This window comes from Veillonella sp. VA141 (assembly GCF_003992175.1).
Classification (GTDB): Bacteria; Bacillota; Negativicutes; order Veillonellales; family Veillonellaceae; genus F0422.
In genome coordinates, this window is sequence record NZ_RQVM01000001.1 from 246,031 (window position 1) to 263,633 (window position 17,603).

The following is a 17,603-nucleotide window of genomic DNA, read 5'->3' on the forward strand; positions in this document are numbered from 1 at the left end:
TATTGATTCAACTATCCATTCTTTTTATTAGAATCCTCTTTGCGCTTTTTTACCACATTAGGACCTGTGACAATAACCGTATCTACAGGTTCATAATAAGAATTAAAGGTATAGGTAGAAGATCGCCCATCTCCATATACTATGGTTCTCGTCGTATCTACAGAAACTCCCTCATGACCTGCTTCCTCTACAGTTTCCTCTTTCACAGCCTCATCGATTTTTTCTATCTTTTTATTAGGAATTCTTTGTTCTTTACCCTTTGTAATCGTTACAGACTGTGGTACATCTTCCTTAGCTCCTAATATAGTAATTGTCACATAGCCAGCACCTTCTTCGGCAATCACATAGATGGGATGAGAATAAGGGTTTTTAAACTGAAAGTCAATATATCCCCACGCCACAGTAGCATCTAAGCCTACTGGTATATAGGAAACAGGAGCAAAATGCGTATCACGTTCTACAATATCCATACCAGATAACAATGCAGTATTAAATAAAGTAGAACTTACTTGGCATATTCCGCCACCAATACCTGGCACCAAACGTCCTCCCATAAATACAGGTGCATCGTCATAACCCGCTTCAGCAGTCCGTTCTCCTACTACTTGATTAAAGGAGAAAATACCCCCTGCCGGAATAAAAGTTTGATGAATTTTTTGAGATGCTAAATGAATATTATGGGCTCGGCTTGTATTAGAGCCATCAAAATAAGTCGTAAAGGACCCCAATATGGAAGTGATAGACACTAAATCTTTATCTGTTATCGTAGGCTGTGCAGACTCATTGATAACAAGTTCTAGGGTCTTTACCTTACCTTCTTGCAATTGTTCTTGCAATCGCTTCATAGTAGCTGTCACATCTAACTTACGGCCTACCTTAGCGGGCTGATGTACCACTGTGTTACCTTCTAAAGTAACAGTGGCATTAGTTCCTACTTGTCCCATGGCCTTAGCGTAATTCATAAAGTAGGACTCAGCCATAGGTCCATCTACTTTATATCGAATGTTCATCGCTTTTCCATGAAGTAACGCATCTACTCGGTGCATGACATAGGTCATGACATCACTTTCATAGCCATAATCCATTACATCAGTTAAGGTTCCCACCCTATCTATGGTAACCCCTAAATCTGTTAAATTCACGGTCGTTTCTTTTCCCTTAGGATCCACTATGCGAATCCTTTGTGACTGTGTGTTCCGCTCTTGTAAATAGGTGTCTACTTCATCCATACTTTGATGAGATATACTATGACCATCTATAGTTAATCCATAAATAGTGTTTCCCGTAGGCCATACAAGCCCTGTTACAGCTCCCCCAACGACAACTATAAGAGCTGACACAGTGGCAATATACTTTCGTTTCATACTTCTCCTAATTTGCGCAATAGGCTAAACAAATATCTTGAAATTGGCTCATATCTGCTATACCTTGACGGCTTTGCAAAATTAAATGATACAGCTGGCTAATCAATGTTGCTACCGCTGGGATTTGAATTTTTCGGCGCGCTTCAAAGGCTAATTTAATTGTATAGGGATTGGCTTTCATCACTTTTTCCTTAAATAAGCTTTGAATCTCAGGTAATGTCATCCCATAATAGGCACATTCACTGACCATGAGTTGTAAATGCATTTGATTATGCACATAAGCCATCGCCATATCTACACTTCTATTCTTTAGCATAGAGGGGAATAAATCTAGTAATGTTCGTGCATCTTTCGCTAATAAAGCATCTTTAAAGCGAAAAATATTTTTCTCTCCAAAGTCTGTCATATGCTCTTTTAAAAATGGCGCTGTCATCGATTCCCCTTTTTTTAGCAGTAGGAACAATCGATCAAATTCTGTGCGCAAAAATGCTAAAGGCACATCTTTCCACAAATCTACCAAGTCACGTAGATATGCCATGCCATCGAGATCTATCTTTTGCTTATGCGCCTTGCAATGTTGTTGTATCCACTGAAAGAGAGCTTCTCCCTCTACTTTTTCAAACTTAAAGGATTCTACAGCTCCCAAAAATGCTTTATTTCCTTGCAACCGTCCATCAATGGTTTCTGGATACACTACAATAATAGGATCATCTCCAGTATAGCTTTGCAAATAGTCTCGCAATCCTTGCCACTCTGGAGCCAGCTTTTTCTTCGGTTTATCAAAGATAGGCAAATGGACAAGCAGAAATACTCGTGGTTCACCAAAGAGAGATACTTCTTGTAATTGTCCTAAAATAGAACCGGGACCTTGCTCTTCACGCAAGGTAAGCAAGGTCCGATCTGTATATTGATGTAAGAGATTCTGTTTTTTTTCTTCTAATAATTGTGGTTCATCTCCATAGAGCAATGTAACCATCTGGCACCTCTTATAATGTTACTACATTGTTTTCATCACTACCTACAATATACACGCCTTCCTCCACATCAAATTGACTGTGCAAGGTATTCCACACGATAAAATGCGTTGCCCCTCGTTCTTGATAGTGCAATAATTGATTGCTAGCGGTCAAGCCATATATTGTATTTGTTTCTCTCTTAGTATTATACACTATTTCTTGAACTTTTTCTCCTTCTTTTCTAGGGTGAAAGTGAAACTTTCTGTGTCCTGTTACGATAATTTCATAGCCTGCTTTCCTGTGAAGTTGTACAGATAACCAATCTAGTGTTAGCTCTTTAGCTGCTTGCCCTTTACTATAAAGATGTTCTAAGGTATCCACATGAGTGTACCCCTTCTGATATCCTTCTACAAACACACCATTCCAACGACTAAACCCACGATGATGCAAGGCATCTACACATTGTTTCATCGCTCGCGGTGAAATATCGCCATTCTTAGCATCTATATAAAGATACGCCTCCTTATGAAAGCCTGTCTTACAGACCATGAAAGCTGGTCCTGAGGAGATAGCAATAGGCACGACTTGCACCGTTGGTTTTACATACGATAGTACTAAAGGCAACATCCCTACTACCAAGAGTGCAATACTTGCCATCCTATTCCATGCCACACGAATAGGCTCTTTCAGTGCTAATAACCAATATATATACGCCACGCCTAGATACCACACTACCACTAACCATAAAGGCATCGGCGGTGACCACAATAGACCTAGATTACGAATAGCAAATAAAAGAGACATGCTGGCTTTCAGAATGAAACCTAAGAGGGACCAACCTAATGTAAAAGTAAATACTAAATTTAGGATAGCCAAGAAAAGACCTGCTATAATCGCCATATCTAGCAAGGGCCCTACTATAAGGTTGGACAAAATACTAAGAAAACTAAGTATATGAAAATAATATAATTCAATTGGAAATATAAGAACTTGTGCAGAGATACATAAAGCCACCCCTTTAGAGATAGGATTCGGCGGAAATAGCCGATACACATAGGGATACAATCCGATGATCCCCAAGGTAGACCCAAAAGATAACACAAAACTAATATCTACCGCGAATAATGGCTTCCATAACAGTAAACATAAGGCAGATAGTAGGAGCGCATGTAAAGCACGATACATACCACCATGCATAACAACGTATCCACTTAAGAGTCCCATCATGGCAGATCGTAATACTGGCGGACTCCAGCCCACAATTGTACAGTATAGTAAAATCAAAGCACAAGTGATGGAAAATTCTACACCTTTACGTAAATGCAACCGCTGCAATACGATAGAAATAATGAGAAATAACAAGGCAATATGAGACCCTGACACCGACAAAATGTGGATAAGCCCTGTTTCACTGAATAATTTTACCATCGTTTCTGGTAGCATAGCATATTGACCGCCTAGTACCAAGGAGGAGCCTAAGCTAGCAATGGATGGATCTAGATTCTCTTCAAATTGTTGTGCCACCCAATGATGGACTCTATCTAGATAAGCGCCCAGCGCATACCCCGTATCAGCTATCCATGTGCCTAGGGTCTTCTCTACTGTATAGGGACCTTCTATGGTACCTTGGTACAAATTTCCTTGCAATCCATCATTGATATGTCTCGTTTTCATAGACAGAGAACCACTTTGCTCGTAATAGGTAAAGCCTTTCACAGTACCACGAATGACGTAGCGGTCTCCCATATGAATAGGTGGTTCTCCTGGCACATAGATACGAATACTTCCCTTAGCTGGCACATGCTCAGTAGCGCCATTCTTATCTATATCCATACCTTCTACATCAGCATCTACCATGGTCATAATCCCATCTAGCGTCACCGTAGGCTGTGGGTTACTAGTTAATTGCACATAATAGGCACCATCGGCACCATAATAAAACGGTCTATCTTCAAAATAGTGTGTGATGACTCGATCTGTATGTACATATCCTATAGCAGTAAATACAGAAATAATACCCATTAAGCCCATCACATATCGCATTATTTTATACATATGTTCATTACGTTGTTCGTATCCACGTAATCCTATTATCCCAAGGATGCCAAATATAGTAATAATACTTAACCAATACATAAGATAGGTGTGTAATTCGTTTTCGTATAGGCTCATACAAATTCCCAATAGCATTCCTAGCACACTGGTGATACCTAGATCTATTGGCTTGGGTAACCTTTTCATAATCGTACTTTCTCCACAATTTTTTTATACAATGCAGGTCCTATGCCCTTCACCTGTCGTAATTCTTCTAAACTTTTGAAAGGACCATGTTCTTGACGATAGTCCACAATCTTTTTCGCCATCTTAGGGCCTATGCCCGATATTTTTTGTAAATCTGCTTCGGTTCCATCATTAATAGAGATATTTTGTTTTCGCAGTAACTCCTCAGGACTTCCGTGAAAGTTGAAATCTACATGAATATGTGTGCTTTCCTCTAAGGTATCTTCTAAATGTAGATGATTCACATCTGCATAGGGCAATAGTCCTTTGCTGGCCTCAATAGCTGACTTCACCGTCGCAGGGCTTTGTAGCTCATACAAGCCTGGTTCTTCTACCGCTCCTGTGACATACACCAAAATTGTATCTGCTTTCGTTTCCTTCTCCACTGGACCACCACGATTTCCTTTGTCTAACTGCCTCACAATCTTTTGGGTATCAGATGGTGATCCATCGCCTTTCATTGGTGTATCTGCTATAATAAGATAGTATCCACATACACACAGTAGGAATAGGCATACGATGATGCCAATTCGTTTTCGATTTGTTACTTTCATTCTATCACATCCTTTCAAACAAAAGGTTCGTCATAGATGAGTAGTATCCTTTAAAATTCACTACCAGTATATATTGGGAGGTATTATGAAAGAAGATTTACAACAATATGCCCGTCTTTTACTACAAGAAGGAGTCAATTTACAACAAAACCAACTGTTAGTCATCAATGGAGATGTAGAAAATAAAGATTTTGTATACATCGTTGTGGACGAGGCCTATGCACTGGGTGCCAAAGATGTGCACATTAATTGGCGTAGCACTATCACAGCTAAGTCTCGTCTATCCAATGTAAAAGATGAGGTCTTATCTAATCCCGCGCCTTGGATTAAAGATATGTATCACCATATCCTTGATTCCAACGCATGTATTTTATCCTTAATCAGTGCGAATCCATTTGCCTATGAAGGCGTTCCTTCTGAAAAAATCGCCCTCGCCTCTCGTAGCATGGGCAAGTTAACTAAATTTTACCACGAGGCCATTATGGATTCCACCCTTACTTGGTGTGTAGCCTCAGTAGCTACTCTCACATGGGCTGATTTGCTTGGTTATGAGGGCACAGACGAAGAGAAAATCAACCGCTTATGGAATACTATCTTTACCTTATGTCGTATGAAACACGTACCAGAAGAAGAATCCTTTGCCAACCATTTAGATCGCCTTGCTAAGCGCACCAAAACACTGAATGATTTACAATTGGTATCCTTACATTATACCTGTCCAAACGGTACAGACTTAACTTTACAAATGCCAAAAGGGCACTTATGGTTAGGTGGTAAAGAATCATCTAAAAAAGGAATTATCTTTGATGCCAATATTCCAACAGAAGAAGTATTTTCTGCACCGCACTATAAAGGCGCCAACGGTATCGTGTATTCTACGAAACCATTGATCTATGATGGAAACCGTATCGAAGACTTCCATATAACATTCAAAGATGGTAAGGTCGTTGACTACGATGCCAAACAAGGTCGTGAGTATTTAACAAACCTCATCGAAACCGATGAAAACTCTTGCTACCTTGGAGAAGTAGCCCTTGTAGACCATTATTCCCCTATTAGCCAATCCAATATGATTTTCTTTGAAACCTTGTACGATGAAAATGCATCTTGCCACTTAGCATTAGGTGCTGCATATCCAACTTGCTTAGCCCACAGCGATGGATTATCTCAAGAAGAACTACACGATCGTGGACTAAATACATCCTTAGCACATACAGACTTTATGATTGGTCATGAAAAAATGAATATCATGGGCACCACTAAAGACGGCAAAGAAGTTCCTATTATGATTGAAGGACGCTTGCAAGTATAAGGGCGCTCTATCTAACAAACTACTATGCATGTTCCCCATAAAATCATCAGAACTCCCCATCTTATGGGAAGGGTATGAACTAACATATAGTAATGCAAAAAAGAGGTACCTCGCATGACCGCAAGGTTCCTCTTTTTATTGTGTCTATTTGTTTTCTGCCATATACTAGTAATCTATTCTATGACGAGCCTATGATCTTCTAGATCTATAACCTAATTGTACTGTGAATAGTGCCTTATAGCAATGTATCTACAGCAATATTTACTAGTACATCGGATGGGCTTTCACAGATATAATCAGCACCAGCAGATTCTAATTCTTCCACTGAACCATAACCGTAGGATACCCCCATAGCCACACAATTTAATGCTTTGGCTGCTTCCATATCGTATTTACGATCTCCCACCATATACCAACGGGAGATTTTATATTTTTGGGCTGTAATGGTCTCCATATCTTGCAGCGCCTCTTTCAAAATATCTAGCTTATGGACTAAACCAATTTCTCGATTGGCCCCACGAATTACTTCAAAGTATGGATCTAGTTTAAAATGCTTAATAATATCCTTCGCTTGTTCTTCTGGTTTTGCCGTAGCAATCCCAACATAGGCACCTGTTTTACGAAGCGCTTTTAAGGATTCTTCAATTTGGGGATACACTGCATTTTCATATTTTCCAACGGAATCATACCGTTCTTTGAAAAAGTTGTAGGCCTGCTCCACCTCTTCATCTGTCATATGGCAATGTTCTTTAAAAGAATCCGCCAACGGTGGACCAATGAATAATTGTAATGTGTCCTCATCAGGAATAGGATGATTCATACTCGTTAAGGCATGACGTATAGATTTTAAAATTCCCTCATGAGAATCTGTTAATGTTCCATCTAAATCAAAAATAACACAAATCATAATGACTCCTATCAAAATAAATGCGGGGTAATATATAGGTTAATACAGATAATAAGTAATCGTTAGTTGTTTCCATGTGTCAGTTCTACTTTCAAAAGTATACTAGTTCTATATCTTCTTAGGTACAGGATACATTTCTTAGCTGTGAAAAATACCTTTACAAGTCATACAGTAAAGAGTATACTGTATATAGAAAAGTTTCTATATAGTAGGAGGACAGTATGGAAGATAATCAAATTCCTACGGCCATTTTAGATAAATTAACAAAAGTTTGTACTTGCCGTAGTATTACAAGAAAAGCAATCAAAGAAGCAATCTTAGATGGTTGCGATACATTTCCTAAAATTAGAGAGCGCACTAGTGCTGGTACCGGTGCATGCGGTGGCAAAGGCTGTGGCCCACGAGTGGTGAAACTTTTAAAGGAACACCAAGAAGGACAATGGTAAGCACGACCAACATAAGAACCATAAGATAGGTGATACATATCACCTATCTTTTTTATATACACAAAAAAGGCTGCTCAAGAATGTACATCATTCTGTAGCAGCCTTCTTTTTATTTCTTTAATGCTTCACGCAATGTATGCCAAGCAAGCACTGCACATTTAACACGGGCAGGCATGTTAGAAATATTTTGCAAAGCAATCGCATCTTCTAAGGCTTCTAATTCGTCTTCATCAGTCACTTCTTTTTTGATCATTCCTAAGAAAAGGTCCACTAGTTGGAAAGCTTCTTCTAAGGATTTACCAGTAATGACATCAATCATCATAGATGCCGATGCTTGGCTGATAGCACAGCCGGAACCTGTATAAGCAGCGTCTTTTACAATACCGTCTACCACATTCACTTGCAATGTTAAATCATCACCGCAACTTGGATTATGACCATGTTCACTAGCAGTAAACACCTCTAACAAACGCTTATTACGCTTGTCTTGGTTATGCTCCAAAATCAGTTCCGTATACACTTGATCCATTTCCATGGTATTGTTCTCCTTACTCTGACAAGCCCATGGTTGGTCGAACTGTTTTCAGGGCTTCCAAAAATTGATCTAAATCTTCTTTTTTAGTATAAATGTACATACTAATACGGTTAGATGCCGGTACTCCATAGTAAGCACCTAGTGGTTGCGCACAATGATGACCAGAACGTAAGCATACCCCATGGCTATCCATGATAGTTGCTACATCGTGAGGATGTACATCATCCACAGTGAAAGCAATGACTCCATGCTTTTCTTCTGGATTGGCACTACCTAATACATGAATATGTGGCATAGCCGCTAGTTTAGGTAATACATAGCGCACTAATTCTTGTTCATATTCATGAATAGCATCCATACCAAACTGTTCCAAATACTCAATGGCAGCTTTTAATGTAACAGCACCATGTGCATTGGGTGTGCCAGCCTCAAATTTATAAGGTACTTCATTGAATGTTGTGGTTTGCTCTTTCACATATTCAATCATGTCCCCACCAAATAAGAATGGATCCATGTCTTCTAATAAGTGATATTTACCATACACCACACCAATACCTTGAGAAGCACACATTTTATGGCCTGAGAATACGAAGAAATCACAATCTAAAGCTTGTACATCAATAGCTTGATGAGGAGCCGATTGCGCTCCGTCTAGGATAGCAATAGCACCAACAGCATGAGCGCGTTCCACCAGCTCTTTTACTGGAAATTCCATACCTAACACATTACTTACATGGGCAAAGGATACAATTTTTGTAGATCCATCAATTTTATCCATTTCACCATCTTTGATGTGACCATTTTCATCTAGGTACATATATTCCAAAGTGGCCCCTGTCACTCGGCATACATATTGCCAAGTCACAAGATTTGCATGATGCTCCGCTATAGTGATGACGATTTTATCTCCCTCTTTTACATGCTTCAAGCCATAGGAATGAGCAATTAAGTTCAAGCTTTCAGTAGTGTTTCGAGTGAAGATAATTTCTTCGCGTTTACGAGCATTAATGAATCGTTGCACCACATCACGAGCACCTTCATAGGCCTCGGATGCTTCCATAGCAAGCACATGGGCTCCACGATGGGGATTTCCATTATGATTCGCCATATGCGTTTCTAATGCTTTCATCACTGGCACTGGAATTTGTGTAGTAGCACCGCTATCCAAGTAAGCAATGCGTTTACCACGATGAGTTCTTGTTAAAATTGGAAAATCTTTATATGCCTCTGCTATTGGTTTCATACTATCCCTCTCAATTATATTTTTTGTCGTAGTACTGCTAAGGCAGTTTCTTCCATTTCTTCATTGCCAATACGATCAATCAATGGTCGTAACATGGATTCTACGATGATATGTTTTGCTTCCTCTTCGTTGAAACCACGGCTCATTAAATAGAATAATTTGGCTGGGTCTAATTGACCAGCACTGGATGCGTGATTACCAGATACATTATCTTCTTTACACAATAATAATGGTAAAGAAATGGATTTAACTTGTGGAGTTAATAGCAAACATGTATCTTCTTCTGCACCTTCAGATGCCAAGCTACCACGCAAGAAATCTAAGGTACCACGGAATGATTTTTTAGAAGAACCATTCAATGCACCTAAGTTATTAATATTACTAATTGTTTTTTTACCGATATGTTTCATTAACATGGCAATGTCAAATACTTGCGTACCAGTACCGCAGTAGCCTAAATCATGTTCTACTTCTGCGTAGTCTCCTACTAAATCTTCTTGATAGTTTAAGAAATTTTCAGAGCCACCCAACTCAATATTGATGAACTCTACATGACCAGACTCTTCTACTCGTGTATAACGATGTTCAAATTGTTGTACCTTACCAGTTAGCAACTGCACTTTTTTGAACACTACGGATGCCCCTGTGTGGGACACGATTTCTGAAAGTAACCCCACATGACCATCAGTAGCTTCACCTTTCAAGCAAAGCGTTAACTCTAGGGTAGAGTCTTTTTCCGCTTCGATTTGTAAGCGTGTTCTTTCACTGACAGCACCTTGTACATCAAGAACTATGGTCAATGCTTCCTTTGCACCAGCTGGCACTTGAATGTGATAGCCATGTGTAAAGTGATGAGATGCATCGCGCAACGCACCAGCATGGACACCTTCATAAGAGGGTTCTAATAGTTCTTTATTTGTAATGTCTGTTACAATGTGCTTGGACCCTTCAACTGTCACTGTAGCACGTTCTGTACCAGCCCATACATTGCCTTCTGTATGATTTACCTTTAACCAACGGAAAGTCGGTCTAGGCAATTCATTAAAATGTAATGTGTTGCTCATCCTAACCTCCTATCCGATAGAACCTTCAAGTTCTAAGGTAATCAAATTATTCATTTCTACCGCATATTCTAATGGTAATTCTTTAGAAATTGGTTCTACGAAACCACGTACAAGCATTGCTCTTGCTTCTTCTTCACTAATACCACGAGTCATTAAGTAGAAAATTGCTTCATCGGAAATACGGCCGATTTTTGCTTCGTGCCCTAAATCGACATTGTCATTTTCAATAGTAATAGATGGAATAGTATCGGATTGAGACTCTTGGTCTAACATTAAGGACTCACAAGATACTGTCGCTTTAGAATGGTCTGCATTTTTGCCGATGTTCAAGACACCACGGTAAATCGCTGTACCACCACTCTTAGAAATAGATTTAGAGTTAACATTACTTGTTGTATGTGGTGCGGCATGAATAACTTTTGCCCCTGTATCCAAATATTGTCCTTCCCCAGCAAATGTAACGCCTGTGAATTCACAATGCGCGCCTTCACCAGCCAAGATACTCATTGGATATAAGCAAGATACCGCAGATCCGAAGGATCCAGATACCCACTCGATTGTACCATTTTTACCAACTCGACTACGTTTTGTATTCAAGTTGTACATGTTTTTAGACCAGTTTTCAATAGTAGAATAACGTAATGTAGCATTATCTTTTACGAATAACTCAACACAACCAGCATGTAAGTTAGCTACATTGTATTTTGGTGCAGAACAACCTTCAATAAAGTGTGCTTTCGCGCCTTCTTCTACAATAATCAAAGTATGTTCAAACTGACCTGCGCCTGGTGCATTCAAACGGAAGTAGGACTGCAATGGAATATCTACAGTCACTCCTTTTGGTACATACACGAAGGAACCGCCAGACCATACTGCACCGTGTAAAGCTGCAAATTTATGATCTGTAGGTGGCACTAATGTCATGAAATATTGTTTTACAATATCCTCATGTTCGTGTAGTGCTGTCTGCATATCAGTATATACAACGCCTTGACGAATCAAGTCTTCTTGAATACTATGATATACAACCTCAGAGTCATATTGAGCGCCTACACCAGCCAAAGAAGTTTTTTCAGCTTCTTGGATACCCAGACGGTCAAATGTCTCTTTAATATCTTCTGGAACTTCGTTCCAGTCTTCTTTCATATCAATTTTAGGTTTTACATAGGTCACAATATCTGCCATATTTAAGGCGCTAATATCTGGCACCCAATTAGGAACCTCTAATTGATTGTAAATTTCAAGAGATTTTAAACGGAAATCTAACATCCATTGTGGCTCATTTTTGTTAGCCCATATTTCACGAATGATATCTTCTGTTAAACCAGCTTCTGATTTATAGGAGAAATCAAATTCATTACGAATGTCATAGACGCCGCGATCCATCTCCTCAATTTGAGTTTTCTTTCTCGCTTCCATGAAATCCTCCTATACTAAATTTTTATATGCGTCGTAGCCTTTTTCTTCGATTTCACGAACGAGTTCAGGGCCACCAGTTTTTACAATACGGCCATCGATTAAGATGTGTACATAGTTTGGATTTAATTTTTGAAGAATTTGATTATGGTGAGTGATGATTAGCACCGCATTCTCTTCATTATGGAAACGGTTTACACCTTCAGATACGATACGAACAGCATCTACATCAAGACCGGAATCAGTTTCATCAAGGATAGCCAATTTAGGATTCAAAATAGACATTTGAAGAATTTCATTTTTCTTTCTTTCACCACCGGAGAAACCTTCGTTCACATAACGGTTAGCGTAAGAAGTATCGAAAGATAATTCTTCCATTTTTGCTTTCAATTCTTTTTTGAAAGCTAAAGCACGTACGTTTTCACCAGTAATTGTGTTTTTAGCCGTACGGATAAAGTTTTCTACTGTAATACCAGGCACGGAAATTGGATGTTGGAAAGACATGAAAATACCTTTTTTCGCACGATCGTTTACAGCTTCTTCAGTGATATTCTCACCATCAAATACGATGGAGCCTTCTGTTACTTCATAAGCAGGGTTGCCCATGATTACATTGGCCAATGTAGATTTACCAGCACCGTTTGTGCCCATTACTACATGGATTTCACCTTTATTAATTGTTAAATTGATGCCCTTTAAGATTTCTTTCTCTTCAATAGAGGCACGCACATTTTCTACGCGAAGTAATTCTGCCACGTATGTCACTCCTTATCAAATAAGTTACTATATACAAAAGAAGACTCGTTAGGTCTTAGCATATGTTGAATACCGTAAAAAAACGGATTCCACCAAAGTGTAATCCGCTGTTATATTCATAGCATGAGAACGCCACTTTGGCTTAAATCTAATTTAGTAAATATACTATTTATATTATACTGTGTATAGACTCGAACCGCAAGGTAATTTCTACTATTTTACTATGATTTTAATGATATATTAACATATCATCTATTCATTTATAGCATATTGAAATTTAAATTCTCCACCAAGAGACTCAACAATGTTTATTATACCGAATTTTCTCAATATTGTAAATGCTATTCCCATATTTTTTTAGGGATATAAAGCATTTTACTCTCTTCATATAACTACACTCAATTTCTATAAATATAGACTTGCAATTTATCCTACACAATTATATACCAACTCTAATAGATTGCCCCTCACGATTAGATGCTAATTATATATAAATAGACATATACTCTATTTCCCTGAGATGTATAACAATGTCTCAGAAGTAACTAAAGCATATGTCTATATTAGCCTAAATAACTATCGTAAAGAACAGCCCTTTACATTTCTACTTATAAATTAGAAAAATCTAATGTAGCAAAATAATCATCTAGTGTTTCTGCTCGGCGAATTTGTGTGACACTGCCATCTTCATGTAGTAATAGCTCTGCGGAGCGTAATTTACCATTGTAATTGAAGCCCATAGCATGACCATGAGCACCAGCATCATGAATCACAATGCGGTCGCCCATGTCAATTTTTGGTAATTGACGATCGATGGCAAATTTATCATTATTTTCACATAAAGATCCAGTCACATCATAGGTCATGTTAGCTGGCTCATTTTCTTTTCCCATCACAGTAATATGATGATACGAGCCATATAAAGCTGGACGCATCAAGTTAGACATACATGCATCTAAGCCAATGTAATGTTTATAAATATCTTTTTTGTGGATCGCTGTAGCCACCAAATACCCATAAGGACCTGTCACCATACGACCACACTCGTATGCCAATTGAATCGGGCTATGACCAGTTCCTGTAATCAAACGGTCATAGGCTGCTTTTACACCTGCACTTAACACCTTATAATCTACTGGAGTCTGCTCTGGTTTATAAGCAACACCAATACCACCGCCAAGGTCAATAAAAGATACTTCTACACCAGTTTGTTCTTTCACACGCAATGCTAGGTTAAACATCAATTCAGCCGTGCCTACTAAGCCATCAACATCTAGTTCATTGGATACCACCATCGTATGTAAACCGAAGTTAGTAATACCTTTTCCTTTTAAGTAGTTGATAGCTTCCATGATTTGTGCTTCCGTCATGCCATATTTCGCTTCTTCCGGAAGGCCGATAATTGTGTTACCACCTTCTTTTAAAGAACCTGGATTATAACGGAAACAAAAACGATCTGGCAACTCACCATGTTGTTCCAAATAGGCAATGTGCGTAATATCATCTAGGTTAATAATCGCACCTAAATCCATCGCTTTTTTGTATTCTTCGTACGGCGTATCATTGGAGGAGAACATGATGTCATCTCCTGTGATCCCCACCTTTTCGCTCAAAATTAGTTCTGCCATAGAGGAACAGTCTGCACCAATACCGATTTCTTTCATCATTTTCATAATATATGGATTTGGCGTTGCTTTCACAGCAAAATATTGTTTGAACCCTGGTGCCCAACTGAAAGCATCTAAAAATGAGCGCATATTATCCATAATACCTTTCGCATCATAAATATGGAACGGCGTTGGATATTGCGCGATAATCATTTCTAATTGTTCCTTTGTAAATGGTGTTGTCTTTGCGTTCATCTTAACTCCTCAATCTATTTGTAATGTACTATGTGACAGCCTCTTTCTGTAACATAGCAATATATTAAACAATAGGCACTCTTTCTGTATTATCTCAATAAGGGGTTACACATTTCGCCTAAGCCTTAATAAGATATATAATTACCTATGAAAGATATACATAACACTATGCCATCAAGCTAAAGGTAATCCAGGAATACCGTAACGTATTGTAACATACATTCTATAGAATTGTAAAGATTCTATAGAATGTATATATTAAATGATATATATGACTTATAAAAACATAATCTCACCTATGGAATGCCGTTGCAAATAGTAGCCTTGTAACGTTTCTTACTACTTAGTTTACACAAGCACAAAAGCCGATGGCGTGCTCCTCCTTAAGAAACGCAATTGAGCGTAGTAGACTTGTGGCGTTCCTTACTGCATACATTAGATAGCCTCAAGAAGAGCACGGTGTGCTCCGAACAAACATTACGTAGTGCCGTTTGTGAGGAGTATACCGTGCTCTTCCCTTTACTTCTATTCAGTTTAGAATGCCACAGACTACATAGCACAACAAGTTACTTCCCAAATAAAGACGCATCTACACTATATCGTCCACCACCCATAAAGAATATAGCCAGTGCAGCAAATCCCATTTGTGATGGATAATCCCATGCAAAGAAACCTGCATCTATATGAAGAATCGTAGCTGTAAACAAAACTCCAGCTAATAACAACGCTCCAAAGCGTGTAAATAATCCAAAAACAACCAACATACCACCAATAAATTCACAAATTGCTGCAAAAGCTCCAAACACTTCAAAGTACCCAGGCAATCCTAATGATCCTAACATAGCACCTACTTTATATAATCCCGATGCGCCACTTAAGAACTTCACATATCCATGATAGACCATAGAGATACCAAGAGCTAATCGCAACACCAATATTCCAAAGTTAACATACGTAGGTTTACCACGCAATAAAAAATGAACCATATGTGTATCCTTCCCTCAACAAATTTTCTTACAATTAATTAACTAATATACATAAGTATACCATAACACCTTACCACTCTCCTAAATGCAATTCTATACATACCCCTATACCTTATATCCTACCAAGAATTGCTTAATACGATTGCCCCATGTTCCCCTACCACCTTGAACGCAGTTGTGCGTAGAAGTCTATGGCGTTTCCTTTGCTAAAATAACGACAACGCAAAAGGAGTGCGACATGTTCCCGAACAAACATTATGAAATACCGTTTGTGAGGGAATGTGTCGCACTCCTACTATTATGCTATTTTCAAAGGAACGCCATAGACTGAATAGCGCTGCAAGTGTTACCCGATGTCAGCAGGTGTAGAGAAATCTACTGTAATACCCAATGCTTTCGCTACGCCTTCACCATATGCAGGATCACATGCATAGCAATGTTTAGCATGACGTTCTTGGATGAACAATGGAACTCCTGCCATATTGCGAGCTGTATTACTAAACAATACTTGTTGTTGTTCTGGAGTCATGAGACGGAACAATTTACCAGGTTGTGTGTAGTAATCGGAATCATCTTCACGGAAGTCGTATTGGTATGCTTTACCAGACACGTCATATCCTGGATCTTTGTATTGTGGTTGGTTAGCCCATTGGCCAAAGCTATTTGGAGCATATCCAATAGTAGCGCCATGGTTGCCATCTACACGGCCTTGTCCATCACGATGGTAAGAATTGAATGGGCATTTAGGCGCATTCACAGGAATGGATGGATAGTTTGTGCCTAAGCGGTAACGTTGTGCATCAGCGTAGGAGAACAAACGACCTTGTAACATGCGGTCAGGACTGAATCCAATACCAGGAATGATTGTGGATGGAGCAAATGCAGCTTGTTCTACATCTTGGAAGTAGTTTTCTGGGTTGCGGTTCAATTCCATTACCCCTACTTCGATTAATGGGAAGTCTTTTTTATACCATACTTTTGTAAGGTCAAATGGATTGTATGGAAGAGCTTCTGCTTGTTCTTCTGTCATCACTTGAATGTATAATTTCCAACGAGGGAAATCACCTTTAGCGATCGCGTCAAATAAGTCACGTTGTGCACTTTCACGGTCATTCGCAATGATAGCAGCTGCTTCATCTTCTGTTAAGTTTTTAATTGGTTGTTGGCATACCCAGTGGAATTTCACCCATACGCGTTCATCGTTTGCATTGATTAAGCTATATGTGTGGGAACCAAAACCATGCATATGACGGTAGCCATCAGGAATACCACGGTCACTCATAACGATCGTGATTTGGTGCATTGCTTCTGGCAAGCTAGTCCAGAAATCCCAGTTTGCAGTAGCGTCACGCAAGTTAGTTTCAGGATTACGTTTTACCGCACGATTCAAATCAGGGAATTGCAATGGATCGCGGATGAAGAATACTGGTGTGTTGTTACCTACTAAATCCCAGTTACCTTCTTCTGTGTACATTTTCACAGCGAAACCACGGATATCACGTTCCGCATCAGCGGCACCACGTTCACCAGCTACTGTGGAGAAACGTACAAACAAATCAGTTTGTTTACCTACTTCAGAGAATACTTTTGCTTTTGTATATTTAGTGATGTCGTTTGTCACTGTGAAAGTACCGAATGCACCGGATCCTTTCGCATGCATACGGCGTTCGGGAATCACTTCACGAGCAAAGTGGCCTAATTTTTCCATCAACCACACATCTTGCATCAATACAGGACCACGTTTTCCAGCTGTAGCACTGTTGTTATTATCCGGCACTGGAGCACCAAAGGCTGTTGTCAATTTTTCTTCTTTCATAACTTTCTCCTTTGTAAACTTATACATATTATAATAAAATTAAAACCTATATCTTTTACAACGGATAATAATTATCCGTTACTTTATGATGTAATTATAAAACTTT

At 39.0% G+C, this 17,603-nt stretch carries 15 protein-coding genes; 2 read left to right on the top strand and 13 right to left on the bottom strand.

Annotation, left to right across the window (positions count from 1 at the left end; all coding sequences use genetic code 11):
• Nucleotides 1–11 precede the first annotated feature (11 nt).
• From EO112_RS01140 to EO112_RS01155, 4 genes are read right to left on the bottom strand one after another with little or no spacing between them, the layout of a single operon-like run.
• Nucleotides 12–1,364 carry a VanW family protein gene (locus EO112_RS01140; RefSeq protein WP_127162544.1) on the bottom strand — a complete coding sequence of 451 codons (1,353 nt, stop codon included), beginning with the start codon at nucleotides 1,362–1,364 and terminating at the stop codon, nucleotides 12–14.
• 7 nt (nucleotides 1,365–1,371) lie between these two features.
• On the bottom strand, nucleotides 1,372–2,340 hold the full coding sequence (gene holA / locus EO112_RS01145) for a DNA polymerase III subunit delta (protein ID WP_127162546.1): 969 nt from the start codon (nucleotides 2,338–2,340) through the stop codon (nucleotides 1,372–1,374).
• A 10-nt stretch (nucleotides 2,341–2,350) separates the two neighbouring features.
• Entirely contained in the window at nucleotides 2,351–4,561 is a 2,211-nt protein-coding gene (locus tag EO112_RS01150; protein WP_127162548.1) for a ComEC/Rec2 family competence protein, read from the bottom strand.
• Entirely contained in the window at nucleotides 4,558–5,154 is a 597-nt protein-coding gene (locus EO112_RS01155) for a helix-hairpin-helix domain-containing protein (RefSeq protein WP_127162550.1), read from the bottom strand. The genes EO112_RS01150 and EO112_RS01155 overlap by 4 nt, the downstream gene beginning before the upstream one ends.
• Before the next feature lie 85 nt (nucleotides 5,155–5,239).
• Between EO112_RS01155 and EO112_RS01160 the strand changes: the two genes are divergently transcribed.
• Nucleotides 5,240–6,466: an aminopeptidase gene (locus EO112_RS01160; protein ID WP_127162552.1), complete on the top strand. Its 1,227-nt coding sequence runs from the start codon at nucleotides 5,240–5,242 to the stop codon at nucleotides 6,464–6,466.
• Between the two features lie 235 nt (nucleotides 6,467–6,701).
• Here the strand turns inward: EO112_RS01160 and EO112_RS01165 are convergent, their stop codons facing one another.
• Entirely contained in the window at nucleotides 6,702–7,373 is a 672-nt protein-coding gene (locus EO112_RS01165; RefSeq protein ID WP_127162554.1) for an HAD hydrolase-like protein, read from the bottom strand.
• A gap of 221 nt (nucleotides 7,374–7,594) precedes the next feature.
• Between EO112_RS01165 and EO112_RS01170 the strand changes: the two genes are divergently transcribed.
• Nucleotides 7,595–7,819, top strand: a complete 225-nt coding sequence (locus tag EO112_RS01170; RefSeq protein WP_009353629.1) for a (2Fe-2S)-binding protein — start codon at nucleotides 7,595–7,597, stop codon at nucleotides 7,817–7,819.
• 109 nt (nucleotides 7,820–7,928) lie between these two features.
• Here the strand turns inward: EO112_RS01170 and sufU are convergent, their stop codons facing one another.
• The 8 genes from sufU to EO112_RS01210 form a co-directional block, all read right to left on the bottom strand.
• A complete protein-coding gene (sufU, locus tag EO112_RS01175) occupies nucleotides 7,929–8,354 on the bottom strand; it encodes a Fe-S cluster assembly sulfur transfer protein SufU (RefSeq protein ID WP_009353628.1) in 426 nt (141 codons plus the stop codon).
• A gap of 13 nt (nucleotides 8,355–8,367) precedes the next feature.
• Nucleotides 8,368–9,597 carry an aminotransferase class V-fold PLP-dependent enzyme gene (locus tag EO112_RS01180; RefSeq protein ID WP_127162556.1) on the bottom strand — a complete coding sequence of 410 codons (1,230 nt, stop codon included), beginning with the start codon at nucleotides 9,595–9,597 and terminating at the stop codon, nucleotides 8,368–8,370.
• A 14-nt stretch (nucleotides 9,598–9,611) separates the two neighbouring features.
• The gene (locus EO112_RS01185) at nucleotides 9,612–10,661 is read right to left on the bottom strand and encodes a SufD family Fe-S cluster assembly protein (protein ID WP_062403086.1); all 1,050 of its coding nucleotides are present in this window, start codon (nucleotides 10,659–10,661) and stop codon (nucleotides 9,612–9,614) included.
• Between the two features lie 9 nt (nucleotides 10,662–10,670).
• On the bottom strand, nucleotides 10,671–12,080 hold the full coding sequence (gene sufB, locus EO112_RS01190; RefSeq protein WP_009353634.1) for a Fe-S cluster assembly protein SufB: 1,410 nt from the start codon (nucleotides 12,078–12,080) through the stop codon (nucleotides 10,671–10,673).
• A 9-nt stretch (nucleotides 12,081–12,089) separates the two neighbouring features.
• On the bottom strand, nucleotides 12,090–12,833 hold the full coding sequence (gene sufC, locus EO112_RS01195) for a Fe-S cluster assembly ATPase SufC (protein WP_127061965.1): 744 nt from the start codon (nucleotides 12,831–12,833) through the stop codon (nucleotides 12,090–12,092).
• Between the two features lie 608 nt (nucleotides 12,834–13,441).
• The gene (locus EO112_RS01200) at nucleotides 13,442–14,695 is read right to left on the bottom strand and encodes a diaminopimelate decarboxylase (RefSeq protein WP_127061967.1); all 1,254 of its coding nucleotides are present in this window, start codon (nucleotides 14,693–14,695) and stop codon (nucleotides 13,442–13,444) included.
• Nucleotides 14,696–15,261: 566 nt separating this feature from the next.
• A complete protein-coding gene (locus EO112_RS01205) occupies nucleotides 15,262–15,681 on the bottom strand; it encodes a DoxX family protein (RefSeq protein WP_062403092.1) in 420 nt (139 codons plus the stop codon).
• 346 nt (nucleotides 15,682–16,027) lie between these two features.
• On the bottom strand, nucleotides 16,028–17,497 hold the full coding sequence (locus EO112_RS01210; protein WP_062403095.1) for a catalase: 1,470 nt from the start codon (nucleotides 17,495–17,497) through the stop codon (nucleotides 16,028–16,030).
• Between the last annotated feature and the right edge of the window lie 106 nt (nucleotides 17,498–17,603).